Raw genomic sequence first — 13,590 nt, forward strand, 5'->3', positions numbered from 1 at the left:
CCGATAAGAAAAATTGAATAGCTTCGTTCTCAGCGTCTTCATACGCAAAAAGAAAACTTTATATGTCGCGGGAAATTCCACCTGAGAAAGGCCCTAAGGAACAAAATAATGCCCCTCAAAATAGGGGCATTGAATCTTTTCCCTGACTTCCCTCAAGACAGAGGTCCCAAGACCTCACTACCCTCAGGCTTAATAGGGTCCCGGACCGCGAAGGAGACTGAACCATGCGTTTTCTCAATGACACCCTCCCCACCTACGAACTGACCTACTCAGATGTGTTCATGGTGCCCAATCATTCCGATGTCGGATCACGGATGTCGGTGGACCTGACAACCTCAGACGGCACCGGCACGACCATTCCACTGGTGGTCTCGAATATGACTGCGGTGGCCGGGCGACGGATGGCGGAGACCGTGGCCCGCCGAGGTGGAATCACCATCCTTCCCCAGGACGTTCCCGCCGAAATCGCGGCGGAAACCATCGCCAAGGTGAAGTCCGCGGATCTGGTCTTTGACACCCCGATCACCATCAAACCGCACCACACCGTCGGTTATGCCCGGAACCTACTGCACAAGCGCTCTCATGGGGCGGCAATAGTCGTCGAGGATGAACTCCCGGTTGGCATGATCACCGCCAAGGATTTACGTGACGCTGATAATTTCACCCAGGTCAAAACGTTGATGAGCACCAGCCTCCTCACCCTGCCGGAGGGTATTGACCCGGTGGCGGCTTTCACCCAGCTGTGTGAAGCCAGCCGTAAACTCGCCCCGGTTGTTGATACACACGGCCGGCTGCGGGGTGTCCTGACCCGCCAGGGTGCACTCCGTGCCAAGGTCTACTCCCCTGCCGTGGACGCGGCCGGCAAGCTGCGGGTGGGGGCCGCCATCGGCATCAACGGTGACATTGAGGGACGCGCGAAAATCCTCGCCGAGGCGGGGGTCGATGTGCTGGTGGTGGACACCGCACACGGCCACCAGCTAGGCATGCTCCAGACATTGGAACGCATCACCGCTCTGGAATTAGGGATCCCGGTGGCAGCAGGCAATGTGGTCACCGCCGCCGGAGTGCGTGACCTGGCGGCCGCGGGGGCGGACATCATCAAGGTGGGGGTTGGCCCAGGGGCAATGTGTACCACCCGGATGCAGACCGGGGTGGGTCGTCCCCAGTTCTCCGCGGTTCTGGAGTGCGCCGCCGTGGCCCGGGAGATCGGGGTACATGTCTGGGCCGATGGTGGGGTCCGGGATCCTCGGGACGTGGCCCTGGCGCTGGCTGCCGGGGCCTCCAACGTGATGATCGGCTCGTGGTTCGCCGGCACCTTCGAGTCCCCTGGCGACCTTCACTTTGACCGGGATGATCGAATGTACAAGGAGTCCTTCGGTATGGCTTCGCGCCGCGCGGTGGAGGCCCGAACCTCCGAGGTGGCGGCCTTTGAAAGGGCCCGTCGTGCCATGTTTGAGGAGGGTATCTCCACCGCCCGGATCTACCTTGACCCAGAGCATGGTGGGGTGGAGGACCTGATTGACAAGATCATCTCCGGGGTGCGTTCCGCCTTTACCTACGCCGGTGCGGACTCCATCCCGGACTTCCAGGAGAAAGCCGTGGTCGGGGTGCAGTCTGCGGCAGGTTTCACCGAGGGCATGCCACGGGGCTCCCGCTAAAGACGGTGGATGATGCCCTGCGTGGGGCGTCGTCAAGCATCTTCGATATTCGATCCAGCTGATCTGGACACTCTCCACACCCTGTACCCCACCGCATTCACCCCCGGATGCGGCAGGCTACAGGGGGTTTTCCTGTGGCAGATGAACCATCCCTGATGAAGGGCTCGGCTTTCGCTTTAAATAACGGGGTAACCACGGCAAAGTTCAGGGGCGCCGAGTACGGTGGCACCCATACCTTTCCCCGGAATCTAGAAAGGCCTTCCATGAAAAGGCTCACCCCTCGTTTCCTCACCACTGTGGCCCTGGCTTCCACTCTCGCTCTGGGGGCCTGCTCCAGTGCTGAGGAGGCGGACTCTGAACCCACCTCCTCCACCACTGTGACCTCCTCCCTCGAGGAAACCACCACCGAAGCCACGGAAACCGAGACGGAGACCGAGAGCTCCGAGTCCGAGGAACCCAGCAGCGAGGCATCCTCCGCTAAGGAATCGAACCCTGCGGACGCCCCGGCAGAGGATGAGGCTGAGGCTCCTGCCTCGGCGCGCGATAACCAGCCCCAGCCCCAGGCGCAGGCCCCTGCCCCGGCTCCCGCACCGCAGGAACAGCAGGCCCCCGCTCCGGAGCAGGCCGCACCACAGCAGAATAGCCCTGCCAGCCGGGATGCCGTCATCGGTGGTCTGGCGACTGCCGCCCAGGCTTCCGGGGAGGATGTGAACTCCATTCCCCCGGAGATCCTCAACGGTCTTTATGGCTGCCTGGCTGACAACCTGATCTCCCAGGGCGCGAATGATCTCACCCACGCCATCGCCAATGTGGAGGACAGTGCCTTGACTCCGCAGCAGAGCCAGCAGATGCAGGTCGCCTCTGAGACCTGCTACGGCCAGCTGATGAACCAGTTCGGCTAATTCTCCGGCGAAACCTCAGCAGGGCATAAACCGCGCCCCCTGCGCCAGTACCTGGTGCAGGGGGCGCGGTGGCCGTTGGGCGGGGCGTCGATAAGCGCCGGCACGGATGGACAGCATGGCGGGTCTTTCCGGTCTCGGGGCCCTTCCTATGGAGGTGGGCACGACAGGGGGTCAGAACCTCATCATCAGCTATATCTGCGCCCTGTACCCCCGCCATTTCCGCACCATAATGCCCTATTAATGGACTGGGATTTAGATGCATGATATGTTATAATGCTCTGTGGCCCTTTGGCCATTATGGCGCATCGATGACACGACACGCGAGGTCTCTAGAAGTACCTTCTGACACGGCACGGTCGATAAGCCTTTCCCCCGCCGAAAGTCAGGAAATCTATGCCTCCATCTCAAACGACCCCTGTGCATTCCCAAAGACGTGCTGTGTGGATGATTGCGGTCGCTGCCGCCGCCGCCTTCCTCGCCACCTTCAATGAAACCTTCCTCAATGTGGCTTTCACGCCCATCATGGCGGACTTCAATGTTGATGTGAACACCGTCCAGTGGCTGACCACCGGTTACCTGCTGGTTGCCGCCGTGTTCGTCCCGGTCTCCAATGTCCTCTACCACCGATTCCCCACACGGCCGCTATTCGTCGCCGTTGTTGCGATCATGGTGGTTGGTTCGGTGGTGGGAGCTCTCGCCCCGACCTTCGGTGTGCTGCTCATCGCACGTCTGCTGCAGGCCATCGGCACGGGCCTCCTCACGCCCATCGGCATGAACATCACCCTGGCTGTCTCACCGCGCGAGAAGCTGGGTCTGAACATGGGCATCATGGCCGCAATGACCACGCTTGGGCCGTCACTGGCGATCGTGCTGTCCGGCGCACTGCTGACCGTCGCACCGTGGACCACTCTGATGTGGGTCTTCGGTGGCCTCACCCTCCTCGTGCTGATTGCCGGCGGAATCATTCTGCGTAACGTTGCTGCCCTGGGCCGCCCGGTTCTGGACATCCTGTCCTTCCTGCTCGTGGCAATCGGCCTGGTCGGCATCCTCTACGGTGTGTCCGCTGCCTTCGGTGGCGCCGCCCTCTACGCCGGCATTTCCGCCGTCGTCGGACTGATCGCAATGTGGCTCTTCGTCATCCGCCAGCGTCGCATCGAACATCCCCTGATCGACCTGCGGCCGTTCTCCAACGCCCCGTTCGTCATCGGCGTTCTGATGACCATGCTCGGCCTGGTGTTCGTCTTCGCCATGAACGTCATCATCCCGCTGTTCCTGCAGTCCGCCCGCGATATGTCGCCGCTGGGTGCTTCGCTCACCCTGGCACCGGGTATCCTCCTCACTGTTGTGGCGGGTCCCCTGGCCGGCCGTCTCTTCGACCGCCACGGTGGCCGTTGGTCGATCCCCCTCGGGTTCCTGATCATGGCTATCTTCGTCACTCTGGTGGGAGTGGCCGCTGGCTATTCCTCCATCCTGCTCTTCGGTCTGCTCTACGTTCCCGCTGTGCTGGCTACCGCGCTGGTCATCGGGCCCTCACAGACCTTCGCGCTGTCCCAGCTCGACCGTGAAACCAGTCCGCATGGCGTCACGGTGGTCTCCACCAGCTTCCAGATCGCCGGTTGTGTGGGCACCTCACTGGCTGCCGGTATCTACGGCGCTCTGACCGCCTCGAACATCAACGCTGGAAACAGCGAGGTCGATTCCTTGCTCACCGGTTTCCGTGGTGCCGTGGCCCTGGTGGTCATCACCTCGATCATCGGCATTATCCTGGCATTCCTCGCCCACCGCTCGGCACAGTCCCAGCGTTCGGCTGAGACAGCCCAGGCTGCGCAGAGCCAGGACAACACTGTTGAGTCGATCATGAAGACCGATGTGTACGCCCTGTCCTCTGATCAGACTGTGCTGAGTGCTCTGCAGACCTTCGCGGAACGCGGAATCTCCGGAGCACCCATCCTCAACGCGGATGGCTCCCTGGCGGGTTTCCTCTCCGATGGTGACGTCATGCGTTACCTCTCGGCAACCCACCCCTCCTCCACCTCCATCTATTCCTACGCGATCGGTGCTGATGACGACCTGGCCCAGGCCATGTCCGATCTGGCAGGCCTGAATGTCATGAAACTGGCCACCCGCGACGTGCTCACCATCGATGTCAGCTCATCGATCCCTGACGCCGTTGCCGCATTGTCTGATGCGAATATCAAGAAGGTACCGGTGATACGCGGTGAGAATGGCCCCGTCGTCGGCATCATGAGCCGCTCGGCAATCAACCGCCTGGCGATCGCCAGCTACCTCAACTCCCGTGATGAGCTGCTGCAGATGGCGGATGCCACGGCAAACTGAGCCGTAGCGACAACACGCCATTGATGGTGAAGTAGGCCGGGTCCCGTTGGACCTGGCCTGCTTTTTTATGTGTGCAGAGAACACCCAGCGCAGCCCTATCACCTGCGTTAACCTGAACCAATGCAGAGCGTGACTGAATTACTTGAGCTGATCCGCCGGGGTACTGAGAAGCCCACCACCGTTGATCTCCAGATTATTCGCACCCGGGAACCGGAGAGCCGCTTCGGCTGGGTCACCCAACCCACCTTCTTCCTGCCTCTCGACGCCACCGGCCTCACCGTCCACCACTCCGCGAGCGGTGTGCACGCCCTCCGGGGCGAGGTGGACGTGGTGCGCGGTTCCGGTGCCACTCGTTGGGTCTTTGAGGGGCGCGAGGTTCCTGCGCTTGTCGACGTCGCCGATCTCCAAACCCTCGGAATAGCAGGCTTCTTCCTCAAACCAGCCGCCGTGATCAAAAATATGAACCTCAATGATGTTGATCTCAGCCTGATCCTCCAGGGTGAGATTGCCGGTCGTGGCACCTGGGTGATTCCTAGCGCAGCTCATAGCCGTCTCCATCTCGAAGACCATCCCCGGCTGATCGAGGTGGATCAGGAACACGGCACCCTCCTGGCCGTGGAATCCGAGCGTGAACGCATCGAGGCCGTGAGTGTCCTCTTTCCTTCTGTTATGTCTGATCCCACTTGGGAAGATGCAACCGTCGACTGGAAAGAAGAATGGGATGCACAGCTGGCCGCGTTGAAGAATCCTGTTGAGCTGCCCGCGCCCGAGGATCTCCCAGGTTTCCTCGAGCAGCTCCCACCGCAGTCCACAGATCCCCGCCGACTGCGGATCTGGATCGGCGACGGCTCCCTGGAGGGTTCCTACCCGCAGTACAAGGTTGGTGAATCCGTGCGATTGCCGCTTGCTTTTCGACGGGGTGAGCCTCCCATGCCAGGGCTGGAGACCACCCGGCGCGGTTGGATCCGCCACCTGGACGAATCCCACCCTGATCCCCTGTGGCCGGTGATTTTCACCGGTGATGGCTGGTCCACCTATTCCTCTATTTCTAAGCCCCTGGTTCGCGAGGCTGAACTGGATGGTTGGTTCGGCTATTCCGCCTGGGATCCGGAGTCGGTGTTTAACGATGTCAAAGTCGAAGGAATCTATGGTTCAGTGGGTGGGTTCACCGATTCACGGCGCCTCTGGCAGAAGCTCGAAGACACCACCGATGCCTACAACGAAGGTGAAATCTCGCTTCGCGACATCATCCTGGACGTCACTCTCGACGGTGCCACTCCCCCGCCCCTGATGCCAGAACTTTTCCGCTCCGGCACCATCCACGCAGTCGGTGAGCATCTGTGGGTGAAGGCTCACTATCTGCCGGTCCTGCGATGCTGGCACACCGGAACGGGCACATATCTGGGGCAGACATTCGTGCCTGTTTCACTGCGTGATTCTTTTTCACTCTCCTTCTTCGACAGGGTCGTCCACGATGAGGCGCGGGCCTGGCCCTTAACCCCTGGGGCAGCCGTGACCACGGAAATTCCGTATTGGACTCCGGCGGTGGAGCCCACGGTTTCCGAACCTGTAGTTCCGGAACCCTGGGAGATCATAACGCGGTTCTCGGAAGGGCTCTACGCCTTACATGCTTTGACTGAGGAGGGTTCTCGCACCGCACTGGCCCGAACCAACCTTGATGGCGAACTGGAGATCTGCCTCATCCACACCGAAGGATTTACCATCGGTGAAGCCACCCGCGTTGGTGAACGGTATTACCTCAACTGTTGGGAACTTCACGTGATCGTAGGCCCCGACTTCCGCGTCGAATCCGTTGAACACACGGGAATGGGCGAGGCACCCTGGTCCTGGACTGCTGATAAGGGTGTTGCTGTGAACAGCGCCGGGCCGGAACTTGTATTCGTGGACCAGGACTCCGGTGAGGAAATCACCCGGTGGCCCAAACCGGAAAATAGTGGCGCTACTGTACAGATCATCTCCCCCACCCGCTTCGTGGTGGCGATCCAGCCCTTCAACGCCGAACCGTGGAATCCCCCGGAAACCACCGGGGTAGCGGTATTCGACGCTGGAAGCTGGTCTGCAGTGGAACTGGAATCTGCGCCACCGGAAATCTGAGAATGTAGCTACCCTGACCGTGGAAGTCGAGCTGAAGGAGTCTCAAGCAGGGTATTCCGGAGGATCTGGAGGAATTCACAATCTTCCCCATTCAATTGGTTCGGTTCAATGCGTAACACCGTGTAGCCATGATTGGTGAAGAACTTCTCCCGGTCACGCTCTGCTAAGAGGGCAGTCTCCAGCTGGTCCGAGCTGTCGGTCTTGTACTTTGAGCGCCCATCGATCTCCACGATGATCCGGTCATTGATCAGGAAATCCACCACGTAATAGCGACCATATTTCCCACGATTGAAACGCACCTGGGGCCGGATGGATGTGACTTCCGGCAGGTTTGCCTCATGGAGAATGAGCCTGGCGCGGGTTTCCTGGGCACTGTCGGAATTGGGCACTGACAGTTCGATGGCTTGTCTGAGGACCGTGAGACCTCGGTAACGGGGATATTCATGAAGTTTGTCGTATAGAGAATCCTTGGTTAGCTTCGGCCACCGACGCCTGGCGGAATCAAGTACGACCACCGTCGCATGCAGGCCATCATAGTAGGCGATGTCCAGGAGAAACCTGGTGAATGAGGCAACCCGGATACCGTGATATTCACGAATATCCTGTGAGTCCATACGCCCATAGCGGTAGATGACGCCCTTGGGCCACAACTTCGGTGAACACGGTGTTCCCATGTCCGGTAGATAACAGGTCACAGAATTTTCGATGCTAAGGGTGTGCAGACCCCACAACCGGGCTGCGGCTTGCCCTCCGATCACCGCCTTGTCCACCGTGAGGCCAACGGCGAAAGCTCGTGCAGTGGCGCGTTCCCACGGTGGAAGCTGTTCATACTTCGCAGCGTCTATCGCCACCTCCGCGGTCAACCTCAGCAAAATCCCTTCATTCAGTTGTTTAAAGATCTCACGGTCAGTTTGCCTGAGCCGGGTCAGATTAATCAGCCCGAATTTCTCTCCCCAGTTCTTCATGAACATGACAATGAGGGAGCAATCCTGAAGGCACAAGGAGTTCTGGGCGGGCTGCTTTAGAACCTGTGGATGACGCTGTTCTACCCACAGCTCCGGAACTACTGGGGTTGCGGATTGCCGCGAAAGTGACTAACTCGGAATTCCTGACGTCAGAAAGCATAAAAATTAACCCAGAGATCAGTACTGCTTTCTGCAAGCAGGATCTCTGGATTAAGCGGGTTAAATGGGTTAAGGGAGCAGGAGGCCAGGCCCCAACCTAGTGCTTCTGCTCCGGCTTCACCATGGGGAACAGGACGGTCTCACGGATGCCCAGGCCGGTCAGTGCCATCAGCAGGCGGTCAATGCCCATGCCATTGCCGGAGGTCGGCGGCATACCCTGCTCCATGGCGGCCAGGAATTCCTCATCCAGGACCATGGCCTCATCATCGCCGCCGGCGGCCAGGCGGGCCTGATCAGCGAAACGCTCCCGCTGGATGACCGGGTCAACCAGCTCGGAGTAACCGGTGGCCAGCTCGAAGCCACGGACGTAAAGGTCCCACTTCTCGGTGACGCCCGGCTTGGAACGGTGGTCACGGGTTAGCGGGGAGGTCTCCACCGGGAAGTCCTTGACAAAGATGGGTCCTTCGAGCAGCTCCTCACAGAGCAGCTCCCAGATCTCCTCCACCAGCTTGCCGTGGCCCCAGCCACCCTTCTCGGGGACCTCCAGGCCGATGACCTGGGCGATCTCCTTGAGCTCCTCAACGGTGGAGTCGATGGTGACCTCCGGCTGGCCGGGGAACTTCTGCTGCAGCGCTTCATTGAGGGAGGGGTACATCTCGATGACCGGCCATTCCCCACCGAGGTCGAACTCGGTGCCGTCCGCCCAGGTGACGGTGGTGGAGCCGAAGACTTCCTGGGCCACGGACTGGACCAGACCCTGGATCAGCTTCGCGCCATCCCGGTAGTCACCCCAGGCCTGGTAGGTCTCGAGCATCGCGAACTCAGGGCTGTGAGTGGAATCCACACCCTCATTACGGAAGTTGCGGTTGACCTCGAAGACGCGGTCGATGCCGCCGACCACGGCGCGCTTGAGGAAGAGCTCCGGGGCGATACGCAGGTAGAGGTCAATGTCCAGGGCGTTGGAGCGGGTCTCGAAGGGACGTGCCGCCGCACCACCGTGCAGGGTCTGGAGCATCGGGGTCTCGATCTCCAGGAAGTCCTCACCCTCCAGGTAGTTGCGCAGGGCGCGCATCACCTTGATGCGGGTCAGGGCGTTCTTGCGGGCCTCCTCACGCATGATGAGGTCGGTGTAGCGGTGGCGGACCCGGGTGTCCTCGTTCATCTCGGCGAAGGCCACCGGCAGGGGGCGCAGTGCCTTGGCAGCCATCTGCCACCTGGTGGCCATGATGGAGAGCTCACCACGGCGGGAGGCGATCACGCGGCCGCGGACGGAGATGAAGTCACCCAGATCCACATCCGACTTCCAGGCAGCCAGGGACTCCTCCCCCACCTCGGCCAGGGAAAGCATGGCCTGCACCTGGGTGCCGTCACCATCCTGGAGGGTGGCGAAGCAGAGCTTGCCGGTGTTGCGCATGAACATCAGACGACCGGCGATGGCGTGCTCCACATCGGTTTCTGCACCGGCGGTGAGGTAGGTGACCCCCTCGGTGTTGCCGGCCTCTTCGCCCTCGGCCAGGACCTGGAACTTCTCCCGCAGTTCAGCGATCGAGATGGTGCGGTCCACGGTGACCGGGTAGGCCTCCGTGCCGGCCTCGATCAGTCGCTCACGCTTCTCACGGCGGATACGCAGCTGCTCGGGAAGATCATTGGTCTGGGCTTGGGTTTCCTTGGCGTTCGTCACGAGTCTCAAGAGTAGTCGATAGCAGCGCTTCTTCCGAAGTGCAGAAGCTGTGAGCTCGAACGCCTACCGAGCTGGGAATTCAGGGTGGAGTGCTAGCCGCAGGGTGTGGAGCGGGGTGGCGCGGTTTGATGTGCCTGAATTACCGATCCGTGGGCAGGGCTGGCAAAAAAGTGCGGTTTGGGACCTTTCCGACATCGTGCAAACGATCCCAATGGGTCAAATCGCACTTTTTTGCCACCTGACCAACCACTCCGGGAAGAAGTTATTAATCTGATATCACATTACTTCCCAGACCCTGATAATCTGATATCACATTAAAAGGAAGGTTTCGGAGCGCACCTCCGGCAGCCATCCCCCTGGATAACCGGAAAGGCTGGTCTCGACCAAGATGAGCTCCGCACAACCCCCACAGTCCCCGCCCCCTGAGAATCCTGAAGCTGTTGTCCCCGAGGTCGCTGACCGCCCCGTCGGCCATGAGGGAGTCAAGGTCGAGGTTGTTGAGCAACCCGTCTGGACCACCGGAGCCGGCATGGCTGGCCTGGCCATCTTGGTGATGCTGCTCTGCATAATCGGTATCGCCGGCGGGATCCTGCTGATCGGCTTCGAGAGGGCCGCCACCGGCGTGGGTGCCGTGATCGCACTCCTCAGCATCATCCTCATCCTGCTGACCACCATGGTCAAGGTGATCTCCCCCGGACACACCCAGGTGATCCAGTTCTTCGGCCGCTACCTGGGCACCAACCGCCGCACCGGGCTCTCCCTGGTACCGCCGCTGACCACCGCCAAGAAGGTCAGTGTGAGGGTGCGTAACTTCGAGACCGAGACCATCAAGGTCAATGACTCCAACGGCAACCCGGTGAACATCGGGGCGATCATCGTCTGGCAGATCGCCGACACCGCCAAGGCCACCTTCGCGGTGGAGGAGGTCGAGGAGTTCATCAGCACCCAGGCTGAATCCGCCCTGCGCCATGTGGCCACCACCCACCCCTATGACGGCGGCACCTCCCACCACCCCTCACTCTCCGGGTCCACCGACCTGGTCTCCCGGGAACTGGCGGATGAGGTTGCGGCCCGGGTGAACCTCGCCGGCCTGGAGATCATCGAGGCCCGCATCGGTTCCCTCTCCTACGCCCCGGAGATCGCCCAGGCCATGCTGCAGCGCCAGCAGGCCGGTGCGATCGTGGATGCCCGCGAAACCATCGTCGAAGGTGCCGTCACCATGGTTGAATCGGCCCTGGCACAGCTCGAGGCCCGTCAGATCGTGGACCTGGACCCGGAGCGTCGTGCCGCCATGGTCTCGAACCTGCTGGTGGTGCTCTGCTCCGACACCAATGCCCAGCCCATGATCAACACAGGCAGTCTCTACACCTAAGACCATGGCACGCAAAAATGTGCCCCTGCGCATCGACCCGAAGGTCCATGAGGCGATCGCACGGTGGGCAAATGACGAAAGCCGCAGCATCAACGCCCAGATTGAGGTGATGCTGCGGGATGGTCTGCGTCGGGCCGGTCGCCTACCCCGGGATGCCGGGGAGATCCCCCGCCGGGGTAGACCACCGGCGGTGGTGGCCGAGGACGTCGATAAGCAGCCAGGGGGTTAGAAACCCTTGCGCCATTCCCGGGCCAGCAGCCATATCAGGTAGATCCCGCCCAGGCTGCCGGTGATCACGCCGACCGGCAACTGGGTCGGGGCGAAGAGACGCTGCGCCAGGATGTCGGAGACCAACACCAGCAGACCACCCATCAGGGCAGCCGCACCGACACCGACCCCACCATGACGAGTCAGACGGCGCGCCAGCTGCGGGGCGGCCAGCGCGACGAAGGCGATCGGGCCGGCCACCGCCACCGCCAGGGACACCAGGGCCACACCCACCATCACGATCTGGCTGCGACGCCGCTCCACCTTCACCCCCAGCGCGGTGGCCAGATCATCGCCGCTGAGCATCACATTCAGGGGGCGGGAAAGCGTCAACGCGATCGGCAGCAGCACCGCCACACAGATCAACGCCACCCCAGCGGTGCTCCAGGTCATCGCATTGAAGGAACCCGCCTGCCACTGCGTCGCAGTCTGCGCGGCCTCCAGGGAAGCACGCACCACCAGCAGGGAGTTCAGCCCCTGCAGCACCGAAGCGACACCGATGCCCACCAGCACCAGGCGGATACCGTTGAGCCCACCCCGCCAGGCGAGGGCGTAGACGATGCATGCGGTGAGAAAACCACCGGCCAGGGCACCGACGGCAATGGCCAGGGGGCCACCACCGAAAATGATGATCTGCAGCAGCGCGCCGGTGGCCGCACCCACGGTGAAACCGATGACATCAGGGCTGCCCAGCGGATTGGCGGAAAGAGACTGGAAAAGTGCACCCGAAGCACCCAGGGCGGCGCCCACCAGAACTGCCGCCACAATGCGCGGAGCACGCTGCTGTTGCACGAAATAGCTGGCCAGGGGATCATTACCCATCCCAAAGAGCGCGGCCACGGCCTCACCGATACTCAAGCGGTAGTCCCCCAGCAACAGGGCGATGCCCGCGGCTGACAGGATCAACAGCACCATCAGCAGACACACCTGCACCGTCCGCTTCGGCAGGCGCAGCACCATGCCGGCCAGGGTGTAGAGGCGGTGATCCGGGGAGGCGGGGGTTCTGGTTTGGTGGATCACAGTGCCTCCAGTCGACGGCGACGGACAATGACGATGAAGAAGGGGCCGCCGAGAATCGCGCTCATGATTCCCACCGCGACCTCCGAGGGGGCGAGCACCACCCGGGCCAGCACATCAGCCAGGAGCATCACCGCAGGGGCGGCCATGATGCACCAGGGCAAGGCCAGCCGCTGATCCGGACCGCAGATGGCCCGTGCCAGGTAGGGCACCGCTAACCCGATGAACATCACCGGGCCGATGCCTGCGGTGGCGGCACCCGCCAGCAGGGTCACCGCAACCACCACCACTGCACGGGTCAGATTCACCCGAACCCCGAGGCTACGAGCCGTATCCAGGCCCAGTGCCATGGCATTCAGCGCCGGGGTGACCAGCACCGCCAGCGCCAGCCCGGCCACGATGAAGGGGGCCACGGCCGTGATGATGTCATAGCCCCGGGCCTCGGCGGAACCGGCCGCCCAGAAACGGAACTCATTGAAGGCATCCTGGTTGGAGAGGATGACCGTCTGAACCAGGGCACCCATCGCCATGCTGATCGCCACACCCGCCAGTGCCAGTCGCTCCGGGGAAGCAGCTGCCCGGCCGGTGCCGCCGAGGACATAAACCCCCACAGCGGCGATCGCCGCACCACCGAAGGCGAACCAGAGGTAGAACCACACCGAGCTCAGGCCGAAGACGGCCACCGCCAGCACCACCGCCAGCGAGGCGCCGGCGTTGATTCCCAGGATGCCGGGATCCGCCAGGGGGTTACGGGTCAGCGACTGGATCAGGCTGCCGGCCACACCCAGCGCGGCCCCGACCAGGATCAGCAGGATGGTGCGCGGCACCCGCTGCTCATGCACCACCACCGAGTTGAAGCTCTCATCGGGATGCTGCAGGAGCTGAACCACTTCCCCGACGGGGATCGGGTTGGAGCCGACCAACAGGGAGGCTGCGATCAGAGCCATCAGCACCAGGAGGGCGGTGATCAACTTGAGGGCGCCCTTCAGCTGGCCTCGGGCCCGGCTGAAGGTGGGTTCCGGGGCTGCTTCCGGATTCGGTTGCGGTCTCGGTGGGGTTAGTGCGGTGCTCATCGTGGGGTGTTCATCTCCGGTGTCATCATGATCCTGCTCAGCCC

Annotated in this window: 10 protein-coding genes; 6 read left to right on the forward strand and 4 right to left on the reverse strand. The window is 61.9% G+C overall.

The features are described from left to right. Positions 1–224 precede the first annotated feature (224 nt). The 4 genes from COCCU_RS11890 (at position 225) to COCCU_RS11905 (ending at position 7,012) form a co-directional block, all read left to right on the forward strand. Positions 225–1,658, forward strand: a complete 1,434-nt coding sequence (locus COCCU_RS11890) for a GuaB1 family IMP dehydrogenase-related protein (RefSeq protein ID WP_156231747.1) — start codon at positions 225–227, stop codon at positions 1,656–1,658. Positions 1,659–1,921: 263 nt separating this feature from the next. Next, a complete protein-coding gene (locus tag COCCU_RS11895; RefSeq protein WP_156231749.1) occupies positions 1,922–2,560 on the forward strand; it encodes a hypothetical protein in 639 nt (212 codons plus the stop codon). Positions 2,561–3,004: 444 nt separating this feature from the next. Next, positions 3,005–4,897, forward strand: coding sequence for an MFS transporter (locus COCCU_RS11900; RefSeq protein WP_156231751.1), 1,893 nt, complete (start codon positions 3,005–3,007; stop codon positions 4,895–4,897). Positions 4,898–5,017: 120 nt separating this feature from the next. After that, positions 5,018–7,012 (forward strand): acyl-CoA synthetase, encoded by a 1,995-nt coding sequence (locus COCCU_RS11905; RefSeq protein ID WP_156231753.1) that lies wholly within the window; start codon positions 5,018–5,020, stop codon positions 7,010–7,012. Between the two features lie 8 nt (positions 7,013–7,020). Here the strand turns inward: COCCU_RS11905 and COCCU_RS11910 are convergent, their stop codons facing one another. Both COCCU_RS11910 and lysS read right to left on the reverse strand, forming a co-directional pair. Then, on the reverse strand, positions 7,021–7,977 hold the full coding sequence (locus COCCU_RS11910) for a DUF559 domain-containing protein (protein WP_156232837.1): 957 nt from the start codon (positions 7,975–7,977) through the stop codon (positions 7,021–7,023). A 256-nt stretch (positions 7,978–8,233) separates the two neighbouring features. Next, on the reverse strand, positions 8,234–9,817 hold the full coding sequence (gene lysS, locus COCCU_RS11915; RefSeq protein WP_156231755.1) for a lysine--tRNA ligase: 1,584 nt from the start codon (positions 9,815–9,817) through the stop codon (positions 8,234–8,236). 388 nt (positions 9,818–10,205) lie between these two features. Between lysS and COCCU_RS11920 the strand changes: the two genes are divergently transcribed. Together COCCU_RS11920 and COCCU_RS11925 are read left to right on the forward strand one after the other, a co-directional pair. Next, a complete protein-coding gene (locus tag COCCU_RS11920; RefSeq protein WP_156231757.1) occupies positions 10,206–11,189 on the forward strand; it encodes an SPFH domain-containing protein in 984 nt (327 codons plus the stop codon). Positions 11,190–11,193: 4 nt separating this feature from the next. Beyond that, complete coding sequence (locus COCCU_RS11925; RefSeq protein WP_156231759.1) at positions 11,194–11,418, forward strand: TA system antitoxin ParD family protein; 225 nt, start codon at positions 11,194–11,196, stop codon at positions 11,416–11,418. On the opposite strand, the gene COCCU_RS11930 is transcribed toward COCCU_RS11925, so the two are convergent. Together COCCU_RS11930 and COCCU_RS11935 are read right to left on the reverse strand one after the other, a co-directional pair. Then, positions 11,415–12,476: a FecCD family ABC transporter permease gene (locus COCCU_RS11930; RefSeq protein ID WP_231598765.1), complete on the reverse strand. Its 1,062-nt coding sequence runs from the start codon at positions 12,474–12,476 to the stop codon at positions 11,415–11,417. The genes COCCU_RS11925 and COCCU_RS11930 overlap by 4 nt on opposite strands. Beyond that, the gene (locus tag COCCU_RS11935; RefSeq protein ID WP_197088355.1) at positions 12,473–13,546 is read right to left on the reverse strand and encodes a FecCD family ABC transporter permease; all 1,074 of its coding nucleotides are present in this window, start codon (positions 13,544–13,546) and stop codon (positions 12,473–12,475) included. The genes COCCU_RS11930 and COCCU_RS11935 overlap by 4 nt, the downstream gene beginning before the upstream one ends. Positions 13,547–13,590: the final 44 nt, after the last annotated feature.

Source organism: Corynebacterium occultum, from assembly GCF_009734425.1.
In the GTDB taxonomy this organism is placed as follows: Bacteria; Actinomycetota; Actinomycetes; order Mycobacteriales; family Mycobacteriaceae; genus Corynebacterium; species Corynebacterium occultum.

Coding starts and splice junctions, on each gene's coding strand:
- COCCU_RS11900 (WP_156231751.1), top strand. CDS start 3,005: ATGATTGCGGTCGCTGCCGCCGCCGCCTTCCTCGCCACCTTCAATGAA.
- COCCU_RS11935 (WP_197088355.1), bottom strand. CDS start 13,546: ATGAGCACCGCACTAACCCCACCGAGACCGCAACCGAATCCGGAAGCA.
- COCCU_RS11895 (WP_156231749.1), top strand. CDS start 1,922: ATGAAAAGGCTCACCCCTCGTTTCCTCACCACTGTGGCCCTGGCTTCC.
- COCCU_RS11925 (WP_156231759.1), top strand. CDS start 11,194: ATGGCACGCAAAAATGTGCCCCTGCGCATCGACCCGAAGGTCCATGAG.
- COCCU_RS11890 (WP_156231747.1), top strand. CDS start 225: ATGCGTTTTCTCAATGACACCCTCCCCACCTACGAACTGACCTACTCA.
- COCCU_RS11905 (WP_156231753.1), top strand. CDS start 5,018: ATGCAGAGCGTGACTGAATTACTTGAGCTGATCCGCCGGGGTACTGAG.
- COCCU_RS11910 (WP_156232837.1), bottom strand. CDS start 7,977: ATGAAGAACTGGGGAGAGAAATTCGGGCTGATTAATCTGACCCGGCTC.
- COCCU_RS11920 (WP_156231757.1), top strand. CDS start 10,206: ATGAGCTCCGCACAACCCCCACAGTCCCCGCCCCCTGAGAATCCTGAA.